This is a genomic window from Pseudomonas sp. NFACC42-2, assembly GCF_900116055.1.
GTDB lineage: Bacteria > Pseudomonadota > Gammaproteobacteria > Pseudomonadales > Pseudomonadaceae > Aquipseudomonas > Aquipseudomonas marginalis.
In genome coordinates this window covers 30,254-46,503 of record NZ_FOZO01000017.1, presented here as the reverse complement: position 1 = coordinate 46,503, position 16,250 = coordinate 30,254, and the positions used below count along the sequence as shown (strand labels likewise).

16 protein-coding genes are annotated in these 16,250 nt (G+C 60.0%); 3 read left to right on the top strand and 13 right to left on the bottom strand.

Annotated features, from left to right (window positions below; genetic code table 11):
* Window positions 1-134: 134 nt before the first annotated feature.
* From BM416_RS23550 to gspG, 8 genes are all read right to left on the bottom strand, one after another.
* Window positions 135-1,319, bottom strand: a complete 1,185-nt coding sequence (locus BM416_RS23550; RefSeq protein ID WP_027607538.1) for a substrate-binding domain-containing protein — start codon at window positions 1,317-1,319, stop codon at window positions 135-137.
* 489 nt (window positions 1,320-1,808) lie between these two features.
* Window positions 1,809-3,020 carry a type II secretion system inner membrane protein GspF gene (gene gspF / locus BM416_RS23545; protein ID WP_092489625.1) on the bottom strand — a complete coding sequence of 404 codons (1,212 nt, stop codon included), beginning with the start codon at window positions 3,018-3,020 and terminating at the stop codon, window positions 1,809-1,811.
* On the bottom strand, window positions 3,020-4,438 hold the full coding sequence (gene gspE, locus BM416_RS23540; protein WP_092489624.1) for a type II secretion system ATPase GspE: 1,419 nt from the start codon (window positions 4,436-4,438) through the stop codon (window positions 3,020-3,022). Before gspE ends, gspF begins: the two co-directional genes overlap by 1 nt.
* Before the next feature lie 172 nt (window positions 4,439-4,610).
* The gene (gene gspD, locus BM416_RS23535; RefSeq protein ID WP_092489623.1) at window positions 4,611-6,935 is read right to left on the bottom strand and encodes a type II secretion system secretin GspD; all 2,325 of its coding nucleotides are present in this window, start codon (window positions 6,933-6,935) and stop codon (window positions 4,611-4,613) included.
* Window positions 6,932-7,444 (bottom strand): type II secretion system protein GspM, encoded by a 513-nt coding sequence (gene gspM / locus BM416_RS23530; RefSeq protein WP_092489622.1) that lies wholly within the window; start codon window positions 7,442-7,444, stop codon window positions 6,932-6,934. Before gspM ends, gspD begins: the two co-directional genes overlap by 4 nt.
* Entirely contained in the window at window positions 7,437-8,507 is a 1,071-nt protein-coding gene (gene gspL, locus BM416_RS23525) for a type II secretion system protein GspL (protein ID WP_092489621.1), read from the bottom strand. Before gspL ends, gspM begins: the two co-directional genes overlap by 8 nt.
* Window positions 8,504-9,382 (bottom strand): type II secretion system minor pseudopilin GspK, encoded by an 879-nt coding sequence (gene gspK / locus BM416_RS23520; RefSeq protein ID WP_175539093.1) that lies wholly within the window; start codon window positions 9,380-9,382, stop codon window positions 8,504-8,506. The genes gspL and gspK overlap by 4 nt, the downstream gene beginning before the upstream one ends.
* Before the next feature lie 8 nt (window positions 9,383-9,390).
* Window positions 9,391-9,840 (bottom strand): type II secretion system major pseudopilin GspG, encoded by a 450-nt coding sequence (gene gspG / locus BM416_RS23515; protein WP_053140795.1) that lies wholly within the window; start codon window positions 9,838-9,840, stop codon window positions 9,391-9,393.
* A gap of 148 nt (window positions 9,841-9,988) precedes the next feature.
* On the opposite strand from gspG, the gene gspI reads away from it, so the two are divergent.
* The gene (gene gspI / locus BM416_RS23510; RefSeq protein ID WP_092489620.1) at window positions 9,989-10,354 is read left to right on the top strand and encodes a type II secretion system minor pseudopilin GspI; all 366 of its coding nucleotides are present in this window, start codon (window positions 9,989-9,991) and stop codon (window positions 10,352-10,354) included.
* Here gspI and BM416_RS23505 read toward each other — a convergent pair.
* Complete coding sequence (locus BM416_RS23505) at window positions 10,341-10,772, bottom strand: type II secretion system protein N (RefSeq protein ID WP_027607547.1); 432 nt, start codon at window positions 10,770-10,772, stop codon at window positions 10,341-10,343. The two genes, gspI and BM416_RS23505, sit on opposite strands and share 14 nt — an antisense overlap.
* Window positions 10,773-10,865: 93 nt before the next feature.
* Between BM416_RS23505 and gspH the strand changes: the two genes are divergently transcribed.
* Both gspH and BM416_RS23495 read left to right on the top strand, forming a co-directional pair.
* On the top strand, window positions 10,866-11,318 hold the full coding sequence (gene gspH / locus BM416_RS23500) for a type II secretion system minor pseudopilin GspH (protein WP_092489619.1): 453 nt from the start codon (window positions 10,866-10,868) through the stop codon (window positions 11,316-11,318).
* Entirely contained in the window at window positions 11,315-11,926 is a 612-nt protein-coding gene (locus BM416_RS23495; protein ID WP_092489618.1) for a type II secretion system protein GspJ, read from the top strand. The genes gspH and BM416_RS23495 overlap by 4 nt, the downstream gene beginning before the upstream one ends.
* 1,458 nt (window positions 11,927-13,384) lie before the next feature.
* Here BM416_RS23495 and BM416_RS23485 read toward each other — a convergent pair.
* The 4 genes from BM416_RS23485 to BM416_RS23475 all read right to left on the bottom strand — a co-directional run bounded on the left by BM416_RS23485 (window position 13,385) and on the right by BM416_RS23475 (window position 16,247).
* A complete protein-coding gene (locus BM416_RS23485) occupies window positions 13,385-13,915 on the bottom strand; it encodes an SMI1/KNR4 family protein (RefSeq protein ID WP_092489617.1) in 531 nt (176 codons plus the stop codon).
* Between the two features lie 326 nt (window positions 13,916-14,241).
* Entirely contained in the window at window positions 14,242-14,538 is a 297-nt protein-coding gene (locus tag BM416_RS31255; protein WP_371856065.1) for a DNA/RNA non-specific endonuclease, read from the bottom strand.
* 87 nt (window positions 14,539-14,625) lie between these two features.
* Window positions 14,626-14,985, bottom strand: coding sequence for a hypothetical protein (locus BM416_RS30455; RefSeq protein ID WP_137213091.1), 360 nt, complete (start codon window positions 14,983-14,985; stop codon window positions 14,626-14,628).
* A 470-nt stretch (window positions 14,986-15,455) separates the two neighbouring features.
* Window positions 15,456-16,247, bottom strand: coding sequence for a hypothetical protein (locus BM416_RS23475; RefSeq protein ID WP_092359756.1), 792 nt, complete (start codon window positions 16,245-16,247; stop codon window positions 15,456-15,458).
* Between the last annotated feature and the right edge of the window lie 3 nt (window positions 16,248-16,250).

Below are 16,250 nucleotides of genomic sequence, written 5' to 3'. Positions count from 1 at the left end.
AGGGACGGGACTGAACTTCTGTCACGCAAAGTTCATATAGGGCTGTTAACGGGTCGAAAAACCGCACAAACGCAAAAATCAGCAACGGCACAGGCCGTTGCTGATCAGGTGGTGCAGGTCGTTGAAAGCGAGGGTTACAGCGGACGACCGATACCGTTGCAAACGTTGGTGTTGCCGATGCTCAGGGCGTTGCTCGCGGTCAGGAAGCTGGCGCGAACGGTGGCTTTCCAAGCGGTTGGCAGCGGAACGAAAGCGTTGGCAGTGATGGCTGCATCGTTGTTGTTGGAGGCGCCGTAGTGCTTGGTGAAGAAATCACGCACTTGGCTGGTCTGGGTGGCATCGGCGTAGCACTGGCTGAAGATCAGGTTGGTAAAGCCCAGGATCGGGTAGCCCGAGGTTGGGTAAGGCTGTACACCGGCGGTGTTGTCCGGACCGAAGACTGGAACCCAGGCGTCCGGGTTGGAACGATCAGCGGCAGCCGGTACCGGTACTGCGCCGATGGCGGCAGACACGTTGGCGGCGGCAGGCGAAACGCCCTGGGTGTTGGTGGCGACGTTTTTGCCCACGCGAGCCACTTTGGTGGCGTCGTCCAGGCCGGCCAATGTCGGGGCGGCGAAGTCCGGACTCATGTAGGTGATGCGGCCATCGCCGGCGGCCAGGGCAGTCATTACGCCTTGGCTGCCAGTAGCAGCAACGGCGCCGGCAGGCAAGCCGCCGGAGAAGCTGGTGCCGAAGGTGGTGGTGACGGCGAAGTTGCCTGTTTCTGCGTTGCACTTGGCATTCAGGAAACGGGTGAACAGCTCAGTGGTGCCGCTGCTTTCGCTGCGATAAACCACAACGATCGGACCGGTACGGCCAGAACCGGAAATCCCGTCCCAGGTATTGATACGGCCCGAGAACACGCCGCACAACTCTTGAACGCTCAGGTCTACAGCGGCGGAACCGCTTTTATTGAAAGGAATGGCAACCGAAGTCCCCACCGATGGCACCTGGATCAACTTGCCCCAGGTCGGTTGCTTGGCAGAGGCGTAGGTCGACAACTCAGTGGCGCTCAGCTTGGAGTCGCTGCCGGCCCAGTGCACGTTCTTGTTCGTCACGCCCGCCTGGAACTTGGTGTAGTCGTTGTTCAGGAAGGCTGCCTTGCCGTTGCCGCTGCCGACACCGATGTACTGGGCGAAACCGGCCGTCAACACGCCGGAGGTCTGGTACAGCGCTTGTGGCAGGGTGGCACCGCCGCCGTTGATGTCAGCCATTGCAGCCTGTGCCGAGCACAGTGCAGCGAGGGTCATGGATACCGCGAGAACGTTGCGCTTAAACATGAAGAATCTCCTTTCGTCGTGTTTGTACGTTGGGGTAGATGGCTCTTGCATGACGCCATGGCTTCGGTCCCAGGCCGTGTCTCGGGGGTGGCGAGGGGTGAGGCCATGGGTAGGAAATTTCGCAGTTTCCGATGACAGCAAAAGGAAAAAACCTCGGGAGGAAGGGCTTGATTTTTAAAAAGATTCTCGGGTGTTTTGGTCATGGTTTTGAGCGGTTTGGCGGCAGGTGACAGCGAGGTTTCAGCGTGGGGTTAGTCAAGGCGGCGCGGGCTGTGACGCGGGGCCTGGATGTGACGGAATGAGGAACCCGAGGTCGGGAGCCGGCGATATCGGCCCACCCCAAATCAACTGAACAGACAGGGTTCAATGTGGGAGGGGGCTTGCCCCCGATTGCGGTATGTCAGCAACAACTGAGGTGACTGACCCACCGCTATCGGGAGCAAGTCGAATCGTCGCACCGCCCCTCCCACATTTCTCAACCGCGTGAATTCAGGTAACGAGTTGGTTGATCTCGATGATCGGCAACAGCACCGCCATCACGATCACCAGCACCACCGCGCCCATCACCACGATCATCAATGGCTCCAGCAACGCGGTCATGCCCATGGCCCGCCGTTCGATATCCCGTGACAACGTCTGCGCCGCCCGCTCCAGCATCGGCGGCAACGAGCCGGTTTTTTCGCCGCTGGCGATCAGGTGGATCAGCACCGGCGGGAAGACTTTTTCCACCGCCAGTGCCGGGGCCAGGTTGACGCCTTCGCGCACCTTGGCCGTGGCATCGTTGACGCATTGGCTCAGGCGCTCGTTGGAGAGGGTTTGCCGCGCCGCTTCCAGCGCACGTAACAGTGGCACGCCGGCACCGCCGAGAATCGCCAGGGTCGAGGCGAAGCGCGCGGTGTTCAGGCCCAGCACAAAACGCCCGATCAGCGGCAGGCGCAGCACGCGGCTGTGCCAGTTCAAGCGCGCCACGGGGTTGCGCAGGTACAGGCGCCAGCTCCAGAACCCACCGACAATCCCGCCGAAACACAGCCAGCCCCAGGCGCGGATAAAGTCGCTGGCGTTGAGCATCGCCAATGTCAGCCCGGGCAGGTCCTGGCGCGCCTGGGAAAACGCGCTGACCACCTGGGGCACCACGTAGCTGAGCAAAAAAATCACGATACCGATGGACACCAGCCCGACCACACCGGGGTAGATAAACGCGGTGAGGATCTTGCCGCGCAGGTTGTTGCGCTCCTCGATGTAGTCGGCCAGGCGTTCCATCACCTGGGCCAGGTCGCCGGACTCCTCCCCCGCCGCGATCAGTGCGCGGTAGATCGACGGAAAGTCCCGTGGCCGCGCCGCCAGCGCATCCGCCAGACGCATGCCGCCGCGTACATCGGCACGCACGGCGGCCAGGGTCTGGGCGATGTGTTTTTTCTCCGCCTGTTCCACCGTGGCGCTTAATGCCGCCTCCAGGGGCAGGCTGGCGCCGAGCAGGCTCGCCAGTTGCCGCGTGGCCCAGGCCAGGTCGTTGTCCGACAGCTTGGCGCTGAACAGGCTGCTGCCGGCGGCGCTTTGCTGGCCGCCCTCGACCTGCACCAGCAGCGCGGTCAGGCCACGGCTGCGCAGCACGGCAAACGCCCCGCTCTGGCTGTCGGCCTCCAGGTGCCCGGCCTCGACTTTGCCGCTGGCATCGGCGGCTTCATAGCGGTAGCGATTCATCAGGCGTCCCGTGTCACGCGCAGGATTTCTTCCGGTGCGGTGGCGCCGCTGCGTACCCAGCGCTCGCCGTCTTCACGCATGCTGAACATCCCCGCACGGCGTGCCGCCACGCGCAGATCCTGCTCGCCGGCGCCCTGGTGGATCAGGCTGCGCACCTCGTCGTCGACGCAAAACAATTCATGGATACCGGTACGCCCGCTGTAGCCGATCTGGTTGCACTGCGCGCAGCCCACCGGGCGCCAGGTGCCGGGCGTGGCCGGGTCTTCCTGTTTGCAATGCGGGCACAGGCGGCGGACCAGGCGTTGCGCCAGCACGCCCAGCAGTGACGAGGCCAGCAGGAACGGCTCGACGCCCATATCGATCAGGCGGTTGACCGCCGACACCGCATCGTTGGTGTGCAGGGTCGCCAGCACCAGGTGCCCGGTGAGCGAGGCCTGCACCGCGATTTGCGCGGTCTCCAGGTCGCGGATTTCACCGATCATGATGATGTCCGGGTCCTGGCGCAGGATCGCCCGCAGCGCCAGGCCGAAGGTCATGTCGATCTTGGCGTTGACCTGGATCTGGCTGATGCCCGGCAGGTCGTACTCCACCGGGTCCTCCACGGTGAGGATATTGCTGGTGCTCGCATCCAGCCGCGCCAGGGCGGCGTAGAGGCTGGTGGTCTTGCCGCTGCCGGTGGGTCCGGTGACCAGCACGATGCCGTGGGGCTGGCGAATCAAGGTGTCGAGGCGCGCCAGCAGCTGCGGCTCCATGCCCAGGGTCTCCAGCTGCAAACGCCCGGCCTGCTTGTCCAGCAGGCGCATCACCACCCGTTCGCCATGCCCGGTGGGCACGGTCGACACACGAATATCAATCGGCCGACCCGCCACGCGCAGGGCGATACGCCCGTCCTGGGGCAAGCGTTTTTCGGCGATGTCGAGCTGGGCCATGATCTTGATCCGCGACACCAGCGCACCATGCAGCGCCTTGCGCGGCGACACCACATCCCGCAACGTGCCGTCGACGCGGTAGCGCACCACGGAGTGGGTTTCATAGGGCTCGATATGGATATCACTGGCCTCGTCCCGCGCCGCCTGGGTGAGCAAGGCGTTGATCATGCGGATCACCGGCGCGCCGTCCTGGGTGTCGAGCAGGTCGGTGATCTCGGGCATGTCCTGCATCAGGCGGTCGAGGTCGACCTCGTTTTCCGCTGCACCCACCACGGCGGCGGCGCTGCCCGTATCGGCATAAGCGCTGGCGAGGAGGCCGTCGAGTTCATCGTCGCGTACCTGCTCGAGGTGGGCCTGGCCGAACTGGCGCCGTACTTCGCTGATCGACCAGCCGGGGGTTGAGGGGCAGACGGTGAGCAGCATGCCGTCGGCGCCGGGACGCAGGAGGATGCGTTGGGATTTGGCCCAGGCGTAAGGGAGAAGGCTCACAAGACATCTTCCTGACCGAGCGCGGTCCAAATGTGGGAGGGGCGGTGCGACGATTCGACTTGCCCCCGATAGCGGTGGGTCAGTTTGTACATCTGTGGCTGACACACCCTCATCGGGGGCAAGTCGAATCGTCGCACCGCCCCTCCCACATTTGGTCCTGCGTACAGCAGGCTCATGGTCGTGCACCTACAGGCACCGCGCGAATGACCGCCCTCGGCCCCTGCTGCTGCCCGCCCGGAATCGCCTTCTCCACCGCCGGCAATTGCGGCGCCTGCACATCCGGCATCGCCCAGCTGTGTTCCGGCTGCAACCCACTCTGCGCCCGGCGCATAAACTCATAGCGGTTCAAGGTAATGCTGCGCCCCGCGCCACTGTCGCGAATAATGTAAGGCCGCAAAAACACCATCAGGTTGGTCTTGCTCACACTGCGCTTCTCGTTGCGAAACAACGCCCCCAACCCCGGAATATCCGAGAGCCACGGCACCGCGTCGTTGCTCTGGCTGTAGCCGTCCTGCAACAGCCCGCCCAGCACCATGATCTGCCCGTCGTCGAGCAGGATGCTGGTATCGATCGCGCGCTTGTTGGTCACCGTGCCCGCCGACACCGACGCCCGTGTGTCCACGGTGCTGACTTCCTGGTAGATATCCAGCTTCACCGTGCCGCCTTCGGAGATCTGCGGGCGTACATTCAGCTTGAGCCCCACCTCTTCGCGCTGCACGGTCTGGAACGGGTTATTGCTGGTGCCGCCGCCACCGGTCACATAACTGCCGGTGACGAATGGAATGGTCTGCCCGACGAAAATGCTCGCCGCTTCGTTGTCCAGGGTCAGCAGGTTCGGCGTGGACAGCACGTTGGTGCCGCCCTTGCTCTTCAAGGCACGGGCCAGGACCTTGAGGTCGAGCACCTTGCCGATCCCCGGAATATCCACGGTGCCGTTGACCACGCCGATATTCAGGCCCTTGGGCAGTACGTCGATGCTGGTGGGACTGGCGGGCGTGCCCACGACACCGCTGCCCCCCAGGTTCACCCCGCCGAAGCCACCTTTGCCCGCCAGGTTGCCGGCCTGCCATTGCACACCGAACTCGGTGGCATCGTCCTCGCCCACTTCCACGATCAGGCTTTCGATCACCACCTGGGCGCGGCGCTGGTCAAGCATGTCGATCACTTCCCGCAGGTTGCGGTACAGCGGGTCCGGCGCGGAGATCAGCAGGGTGTTGGTGGTGGCGTCGGCCTGGATGGTCACGCCGCCGGCGCTGAACGCGGTGTCCTGCTCGTTGGCGGTATTGCCGCTGCCAGTACTGGTGCCGGTGCTGGAGCCGGTGGCTTGCCCATAGCCCGACTGCACGCCACTGCCGGTGGGCGTGCCGCTGCTGTTCTGGGCATTACTCGTGCCCTGGCTGTTATTGCCATTGCCGCCCATGGCGCTGAGCTTGCCACGCCCATCATCGCTCACGCCGGAATCGCTCTCGCCGGTGAGCAGCCCGCGCAGCGACTGGGCCAGCTTGGCCGCCTGGGCGTTGCGCAGGTACACCACGTGCATATTGCTGGGGTTGCTCTGGGCATTGTCGAGCTTGTAGATGAGGTTGCGCGCCAGCTCCGTACGTTCGGGGCTGCCGGAACGGATGATGATCGAATTGGAGCGCGGGTCACCGACCACGTTGATCTTCTGGGTCTGGTCGGCGCCCTGGGTTTCCAGCAGCTCGGAAACCATGGCGGCGATGTCCACGGCAATGCCGTTCTGAATCTGCACCACATCGGTGTCGATGGCGCTGGGGGTGTCGATGCCGCTGATGATCTGGGCGACCCGCGCAAGGTTTTCCGCATAGTCGGTGATGACGATGCTGTTGTTGCCAGGGTAGGCGTTGATCGGGTTGTTCGGCGACACGATGGGGCGCAGCACCGGGATCAGGTTCACCGCATTTTCGTATTGCAGGCGGAAGGTGCGCGTCTGCATACCACTGCTGCCGGCACTGTAGATCGGCCCGCCGAGCAACTTGGCATCGGCCTCCGGCACCACCTGGGCCACGCCGCCCACATCCACCACACTGAAACCCTGCATGCGCAGCGCCGCCAGCAGCATGTCGTAGGCCTGATGGGCCGGCACCTGGCCTTCGCTGACCAGGGTGAGCTTGCCCTTTACCCGCGGGTCCACCAGGAACTGCTGGCCGGTGGCACGGGACAGCGCGCGCACCACGGCCTGGATATCGGCATCGACGAAATTGAGCTGCACCGGCTGGTCGCCCAGCGGGTTACGCGCCTTGACCGGCGCCGGGGCCTGGCCACGGACGCTGTTGGTCACCGGGTGCTGGACCCGCGGTTTCGGCGCTTCGTCGCGCTGGCGATCCAGCAGAGTATCGCCGCTGCGCCGGGTATCGGCCAGGGGTTGGCCAAGCTCACTGTCCACCAGTAACGGCGTGGTTGACGGGCTGCTGCACGCACTCAAGGCCAGCAACAGCAACGGCGCGGCCTTGCGAAAAGGGAGGACTGACCACTTCATGAAGCTTCCTTAGCGCCAGGCGCCTGATCCATGCGAACGGTCCCGGACACAGTGCCGGCCGAGTTATCGACGGCATCCGCAGCACGTTGCAAACGCGCCTCGGACACCTCCAGGGAAAATGAACGGGGATTGCCCAGCAGCCAGCCCACCACGGCGTCGGCCGGGGCGTTGTCGAAGGTCAGGCGCCAACCGCCGGCCTCCAGCGCCTGCACCTGGTAATGCCCTTGCAGGCCGGCACTGTCCAGGGCCTGGCGCAACGCGGCTTCGTCGGCCTGGCGCGGCGCGGCGACATCCTGCAACAGCACCTGCAAGGCTTCGGCCTGGGCGCGCAGCCTGGGGGTTTCGGCCTGCCAGTAGTCGATCTTTTTCAACGCCGGCTGCACCAGCACCAGCCAGGTCAGCAGGCTTGCCAACACCAGCCCGGCGCCGATCAGCAGGCGTTTCTCGCGCAGGGCCAGGCCGCTCCAGAACACCTGGGCCTGGGTGCGCAGGCGCAGCCACCTATTCATCGCCGGCCTCCGGTTTTTCCGTGGCCGGCGCCGGGCCGATGCTCCAGCCCTGCTCATCGCGCGTGGCGGCAAAACCGGCCTGGGCCAACGCGGCCTGCCACTCGCCCTCGGCCGCCGGGTTGCGGCTGTCGGCGAGTAACGCCAGGTGCAAGGTGCCCTGTTCAAAATTGAGGTTGTCGACGCTGCCCACCATAAAGGGCAGGTTGCTGCCTGCCAGTTGCAGCAGGCTGCTGAAGCGTTGGCCCGAATCGGCAGCCGCGCCGCTCTGACGTGCGGCCAACTGTTGACGGGCCTGCTGCAAGGGGTTGAGCACCACGGGTAATTCAGGAAACGCCTGGCGCACCTGTTGGTTCATCAACGCCTTGAGCCGTTGGCCTTCGTCGACCTGGCGCGCGGCATACAGGTTGAGGCCGACGGTCCAGATGGCAGCGGCCAGCGCCACACAGGCCAGCGCCCTGCCCCATCCGGCGCCGGAGGCTTGACCGAGGCGAGCGTGCAAGCCCCAGCCAGGCACCGCGCCGCTCCAACGCTGCGCCTCCGCCACCAGCGGCACGTCGAGCGCCTGCAACCCCAGCGGGTGCACAGCGCCCTGTTGCAGGCTGTCGCGGGTCAACAGATAGCCGTCGTCCAACGCCGCCGCCCCCACTGGCAACGCATAGGGCGCCGGGTACAGGCCGCGCAGCTTGAGCTGCACCTGGGCCAAGACCTGGCCCAGCCGCTCCAGCCCGGCCTTGGGCACCCAGCCCACCTGCACGCGCCCATCGCTTTCGCGCGGGCCGTGGGCCACGTGCATCTGTTCCACCGGCCCGAGGATCAGCGCCTGGGCCGCACACGCCACCGCCGCCTGGTTTTTTGCTGCGGGCAATGGCGGCAGCTCCAGGCTGGTGAGCAGGCTGTCATGCGGGTGCAGAAAGCAGTCCACCGCCTGCCGGCGCTTGCCCAATTGCGCCAGGCTTTCCTGCCCCTCGGCCACCACCACGCCACGCTCGAGCCAGGCAAATTTCACCTGGCTTTCAGCACAGACCTGATCCAGCGGCGGCAAGGCAATGCGCAAGCGTTTCATACGCCCACCCGCGACCAGATCACCCTGGGCTCACGGTCTTCGGGGCGGTGCAGCAACGCGTCGATCGTCACCCGCCGGCGCTCGCGTCGCGCCTGGCCCTGGAGGCGAAACCACTCGCTGGTAATGCCCACTTGCACCGCTTCCAACTCCACCTGGGGCAAGTGCAGACGGTTGACGAAATCCCCACGGTTGATGAACCAATGCCCGTTGTCGCGCTCGGCCACCAGCCCGTGGGCCTGGGACAGGCTGAGCTGCGGCACCACCGCGCTGAGCACTTCGGCGCTGGCGGTGTTGCCGTTGACCCAGGTATTGCCGGGCAGCACGCTGACGTACGCCTGCAGGCGCTGCAACACCTCCGGGGTCAGGCCTTCGAGGCCACTGAGGTCGTCGAGGCTGCGCAGCATCGGGTATTTGGCGGGCTGCCCGTTCTGTTCGTAGGAGGCAATCACCCGCTGGCTGATGCGCCGGCTCACGGCCGGGGCCACGCCCAGGGTGCGGCACAGGCGCTCGAAGCTCTGCAATTGCTCGGCGTCGGGCTGTTGGCGGTTAACCAGGTTGCGCAGGTTGAACTTGCCCTGTTCATCGTCGATCCGCCCCTCGAACACGCCGGCCTGGGCCCGCGCCCAGGGCTGGTCAAGGCGGGTCAGCACGTCCTTCTGGCGCGCCTCCCAGAGCATCTGCCGGCTGCGTTCAAGGCCACCGAGCAACAGCCATTGGCCCTGCACGCGCGACTGTTCGGCTTCCAGGCTGCGGGTGAATACGGTCTGGCGCGTGAGCATGCCGCCAGCGATCACCGCCACCACCGCCGCGATCAGCAAGGCACTGATAATCGCCATGCCGCGCTGCTTCGCCGCTGGGGGCGAATACCGTTTCATGGCGCGCCTTACAACTGCCAGGAGCCGATATCGGCATTGACGCCATCGCCATCCGGTTGGCCATCGGCACCCAGGGAGAACACATCGACCTCACCGTTGGCGCCCGGATTGAGGTAGTGATAAGGATGGCCCCAGGGGTCGTTGGGCAAGCGCTCTAGGTAGGCGCGCCAGTTGCTGTTCTTGGCATCCGCCGGGCGCTCCACCAGCACTTTCAGGCCCTGGTTCATGCTCGGGTAGGTGCCGTGGTCGAGACGATACAGCTTCAACGCCTGCATCAACCCGCCGATGTCCTGTTTCGCGGCGGTGGCCCGCGCCTGGTCCGGGCGATCGAGGACCTTGGGCACCACCATCGCCGCGAGGATCCCGAGGATGACCACCACCACCATGATCTCGATCAAGGTGAAGCCACGCTGGCCGCGAGGGCCTGGCAATGGGGATGTTAGGCGCGCGATATCCATCTCGACATTCCTTGGCTTGGGTACATTTCGTGGCGCAGTGTTGCAAGAACACATGTCAGTCGTATTGAAAATCCTCGGGAGTTTCGGTCGCCAATCGGTCAACTGCCGGCGCTAGTCTGCGGGCCTGTTTCCCGGCTTTGAGAACCCCATGTACGGCCGTCGCAAGGAGCAAGGTTTTACCCTGATCGAGGTGCTGGTGGCGCTGGCGATTATCGCTGTGGCGATGGCCGCTGCCATCCGCGTGGCGGGGTTGATGACCCAGGGCAACGGCCTGCTGCGGGACAAATCCATGGCGTTGCTGGCGGCGCAGAGTCGCCTGGCGGAGTTGCGCCTGGAGGGGCATTTGCGCGACGGCACAAAGACCTTCAGCTGTGACCAGGGGCGCTTGAAGCTGCGATGCGAACAGACCATCAGTCGCGATGGCCGCCTGTTTCAAGTCAACGTGCAGGTGCTGGACGCCAGCCGCGAGGCGCCGCCGCTGGCCCGCGTGGAGACACAGGTCAGGGCCGAGTGAGGCGCGGCAAGGCCGGCCCATCGGGCAACTTGTCGAGGTTGACGCGCAGCTTCTCGCCGCCGCGCTCGATCTCGACCCCGTCGCCTTCGATGGCCGTGAGCCGCACGCCCGGGCTGAGGCGCTCGCCCAGCAGGAAACTGCGCGGCGGGCCGTCGTTGAGACTGAGGATCGCCACCGCACCGCGCGCCCCGGCCAGCACCCCAGAGACCTTGACCTGCAACGCCGCCGGCGCATTGGAAAACCATTGCAGCGCCGGGTTATCGCTGCGCGCCGCCAGCACCTGGGGCGCGGCCTGGGGCGTATGGGACTCGGCGGACGTCAGCAGCAGCGGCGTCCAGACCGCCACACCGGCCAATGCCGCCAGCAACGCCACGATCTGCACACCGTGGGCCGGTGAGAAACGCAGGGTGAATGCCATGGGAAGGACCTCCTGTTTGTCCATGGCACCAGCCTACAGGCCAATTCGCACGTTTTTATTTCACAAGCTCACCAGCTTTCGAGGGGCCTACCGATGAAACAGCAAGGCTTCACCCTGATCGAGTTGATGGTGGTGCTGGTGATCATCGGCATCGCCAGCGCCGCCATCAGCCTGACCATCAAGCCCGACCCGCTGCACCTGCTGCGCAAGGACGCCGAGCGCCTGAGCCAACTGCTGCAAGTGGCCCAGGCCGAAGCCCGCGCGGACGGCCGCCCGATCACCTGGCGCGCCGACGCAAAGGGCTTTCGCTTCAACCGCCGCACCGACGATGGCAGCGGCGTCGAAGCGTTCCAGGGCGACACCCAACTGCGCCCGCGCCTGTGGGAAAGCACGCCGATGCACATCAATATCGAACCCCGGCAAACCCTGGTGCTCGACGCCGAATGGATCAACCCACCCGTGCGCATCGTGCTGTCCGACGGCCAACACAGCCTCAGCCTGCAACGCGACGCCGCCGGCCTGATGCGCGTGGTGAGCCAGCCATGAACCGATCCGAGCAAGGCTTCACCCTGATCGAAGTGATGGTCGCGATCATGCTCATGGCCGTAGTCAGCGTGATCGCCTGGCGCGGGCTGGACAGCGTCACCCGCGCCGACCAGCACCTGCAGGCGAGCAGCGAACAGACCGAAGTGCTGCTGCGCGCCCTCAACCAACTGCAGCGCGACATCAGCCTGCGCGCCAGCGTCGAACTGAACACCCCGGAGCCCTCAAAGAACAGTGCAGAAAAGCTCGATGGACTGGCGGCGGTCACCGTGCGCAGTTCCGACAGCAAAGGCTTTCGGCTGGACATCATTCGCAGCGCGCCCATCGCCGGCGATGGCCTGCAACGGGTGCGCTGGTGGCTCAAGGGCGACAGTTTGTATCGCGCTGCCGCACCCGCGCGGGATCGCTATCCGCTGCCGGCGGCGAAAGATGGGGTGGTGGTGTTGAGCGGGGTCCGTGACCTGCAGGTGCGGGTGTGGGAGGCGGATAAGGGCTGGCGGCAGTTGAGCGGGAATCGGCGTGAGGATCCATTGGGGTTGGAGATCAGTTTGGTGCGGGAGACGCCGCAGGGGGTGGAGAAGTATCGGCAGGTGGTGGGGCCACTGAGATAGCCGTCCCCCACTCGCGCTTCTCATGTAGCTGGCGAGCGCAAGACATTGCAAAGCAGTCGGTCCAAGAAGGCTTAACTATCCCGCTCCAGAATGTAACAAAGGATAATTTTTCTTTATAGTCACCACACCAAAATCAGAAGCACGTTTGAGTTTTTCATCGAGCTGCTTCTGGGTAGCTCTAGTTGATACCTCAGCATCACTTTCATATTTTGCGCCAACTTACTCTCGAGAAGCTAAATTCTTAGCCGCTTGATGCAAAGCAATCACAAGATCCTCAAGTTTCAAGTTCAATTTACCTCCCTCAATAGCGGAATAAATTTCTATTTCAATTGATCTTCCTGGCTCATGCGGTACCTCAGCCAACTGACTCGACCCCGCCCAAATTTCGACTACACAATTCTCTCGGTCTGGGGGGCTTGTTATCACAGTTGATAAAAGACTCATGGCTTCGGCGGCTCCAATAACCCAATAAATTTTCCATTCGAATCGTAGCGAAGCCGACGACCATCGGGGGCAATCACATCCATGACCTTCCCAAATCCACCGGCGTCTTTGTGGTCGCCGGGGATCACTCGGGGTCAGACCCCGTTTACCCTCTATTTCGCACGCCAATCTGGGTATTATGACCGAGGACCGACTCGCCACAGGTCTTCGGAAGTGTAGAAGCTGTTTAACCTCCAATCGTGGCTGTGACTTTTGCACCGCTTCAACCCAGTAACAGGACGTTGTTTTTCATTAAATCACACACTAGAAATCTTCCACAGTATCGCGTAAGGCAGCTCATCATCAACAATATCATGCAAGCGAAAATAATAAACAGCCAATGAACTTTCTAAGCCCTTATGAACAAATGCACCATCAGACATAACACGATAAGAGGCGTACTCCATAAACTTGTCAGAACCAAGAGAGCTAAGGGCATTTTTTATCTGACTATAGGTCTCCCCGCCCCAACTGGAAGCAATTCAGGCGGCGGCCGGCATACGGCCATGTCATCATTTTCAACATCCCTGTAGTAGGCTCTTCTAAATGCAGGCTCACTGCAGGCCCAGTAGAGGGATAGCAAACGAAGTTTTTCCTCTCCCTCATCAGAAGACTCGTCAGCTAAAAAATACTGATCGTCTGAAATTTTGTATGCACCGTCGTCCATAGCGATAACGCATTGCTCCCGTACATCAACGGCGCCCCCAACTTTTGATTTGCACAGCGATGACCATTCTTTCATCTTAAATACCTCAAGCCTATTGTGGCCATTTGAATATTCGGCCTTCGACCCTGCCAGCCTTAAGCGCACTCTCTGCGGCTGCGTTGGCCGATCCCTCCGGCATATTTTTAACGGAATTTATGATCTCTGACTGCCAGGCCTATAACTTTAAATCTGGCAAGGAAGTCGGATAGTACCGTGATCGACTAATTTCATTTCACCAGACGGCAAGCCGCTCGCAGTTCCTTTTGCATCTAATCAGCAGCTGTAAAAAAATGTTTATCTAGATCAACAGGAGGAAACTGACCAGGTAGAATTTTTGACGAAATATCTCTGCTAAGCAGCTTTAAAATAAACTCAACACAGCCGAAGTTGTAGATTTCCTCTTCCCCCTGATCCGAGCTATGAATAGCAACTTTCCATGAGTCTGGCTCCCCATCAACCAACCAAACAAAAGTTTCTCCATTATCCGTTACCGCCCAAGGAAGAAAAGAGCCTTCCGCAGGGTAATCTGGTCTTGGATAGTCCGATAAAAATTCCTGCCTCATTACAGCGTACGCATCTATAAAATATTGGCTTTTGTCAAAATTCAAATTTGAGTTTTCTGAAAATGGATCTAACACCCATACGAAATCGTCTACTGCTCCACATCCGTAAATTGATATGAACTGTTTAAAATCAGATGGTAATCGCAGACCTCCCTCAGATTCAAAGGTCGCCCAAACCGCATTATCAAAGATTCGCTGAGAGGGTGGTGAAAGGAGAGCAATCAGTTTATTTATCATTCTTACTTAACTCCACTCACGTTCGGAATTTATACATCAAGAGTAAAACCGCCTGCCCCACGAGCAGACAACATTACACCGGTTGGCATTGGGTTTGTACCTGTATAAATGGGCACAGCACTATAGCTTACTGTTTCACCACTGGTCCGGTCGATTGGTTACGAATGGCGCAGCTCGTTTGTAAACAGTCGGTAACGTGCCTCAACAAAAACGTGCTGACCCCACACCCGAGAGAAGTTGCACTGAGTTACTCTAAGTTGCTCTGACTGGCATTAATTTTCTTTAAATCGCACTAATTTGCAATAATCAAGAATTTTCACGCCAACCTATTTACCCCCTTTAAGTTCGAACGCCCATGCATTCACCATAGATTTCCAAGTATCTTCATTTAAGTTCCCATTCATGGGAAGAAGGTTCAATCTCTCCCAAGGTCCGTTGAACATACTAGCAATCAAGTGCCCACCCTCGCCCCCACTAACGCCGCACTTGCCTGCCACACATTGCTGATATGTACTCCGATCATATTTTATTAATGAAAGATTTGACTCGACCCTCTCAACGTGGCTCAAGCCATCTGTTGGGAAGTTTTTATTCACATAGACCTTATATACGGTATTCGGCACAGACTTATTCAACTCTTTATTCCACGCACCTTTACTGCCAGAAACAATCTCAACTTCCCGTAAATCTTGCCCTGTTCCTTTTGCACTTTATGAATTCCCAACATAAACAATATTATTCGGAAGAGTCATTACCCAAGGCTCGCAAACAGAAGAGCAAAATACATCAAGCCTTCTACCATCAGAAAGTGCAAGAGATGGATCTACGGGCTGATTCTGGGCGATCCACGAAACACTTCCAACTGAAAGACCTACCAACTCTTTAATACGCACACTTGCCTGATCATCCCTACATGCAAACAACATGTCGTCATCCTTAGACACCCTCCAGGCACTACTACTGCTAAAGCTCCAACCGTCTCCAGAAACGTTCAAAAAATCACCATCCCACTCAATACTATTAATACGAAGTGAGGAAAATGACATGACAAGCTTTAAAAAATCAAACATTAGTCCACCTGCTCAATATGCGTTCTTTCTCTAATCCACTGTTTTCTTTCGATTTTAGAAATACCTTTCGGTGGCTGTGGTGGCTTGCACGTTGTTGGATCTATTGGCCCACCATTAGCATTTTCAAACGAAGCCCTCTGAGGACTACGGCTATCTGCTTGCATGACACGGACACGCGAACCATCCGGCATCGTAGATTGCGTACCAACCAATTTTCCTACAGGTGTTGATGGATAACCCCCAGTCTCAAAACTGGCAATCATCTGAGATCACTCGGGGTCAGACTCCGTTTAACTTGAATCGAAAAATCTAGCGCTTCTTGACCATTAACCGGAGCTCGACCATTAACTGCATTCTCGACTTTTCCGTGGTAGGGAGCACCTTCATAGTCCAATCGGCGCATGGCGCCTGCACTTTCACCGGCACCACCTGTCGCTTTTGCCCCAAATCGATTCGACATTACAAAAAGATCATACTATTGAAACAAAATCCGGCCGAGGTACTTTAGGCATGTTTTCGTATGCTTTCAAAACAGTTTGTAACGGTGTCAGAGCTTCATCGTTGTGCCAGTAGACAATCTTGAGCCACGTAGCTGCACGAATATATTGCCCACCGCCCAACCAAGTTTTTTGCAAATTGGCCTGAAGCATTTTTCTACCAGCTTTAAAAAGTTCGTCTTCATTAAACTCCTGACGGGCCGTTCGATGAAGGCACAAAGCATAGCCAAAGTCTCGGGGCTTCAAAGTGCTGGATAGCAATATTTCTCTTTTGCCACTCCAACGTTGATACATCTCAATACCTGCCTCAAAGCCTTCGTCGTGTTCGCCGCTCTGATATGCAAAAGCCATGTAGTCATCTAAGCCAGTTTTGACAATATCATGCGTTGACCAAGGGCGTTTTTCGTAACGCCAGCGAGCTTCCTCATACACACGGGCCGCGCCCCATTCGCCTTCAGAATTCCAGCCCGTTTCCATCCATTCACCCAGAGCTTTTGCCCAGTGCAATATTGTCCTGTGAGCATTAATGTCTGGCCCGAATTCCTCGTCGTTTTCTATGGCCTTATCTATCCATTGCAGAGAGCGGGGAAGTACCGGTGCAATCTCGCCTTGGAGGCCAACTAGCCATGCTGAAATCACATCGGACAAATCAGACTTGGCAACATTCCCCATTGGCCGTTTTGGATCATACTGCGTATCCAATTGCCATTTAAGCATTGCCTCACTGAAACCATTAAATCTGGTTTTGACTGGGTCAAAGAGCATGAA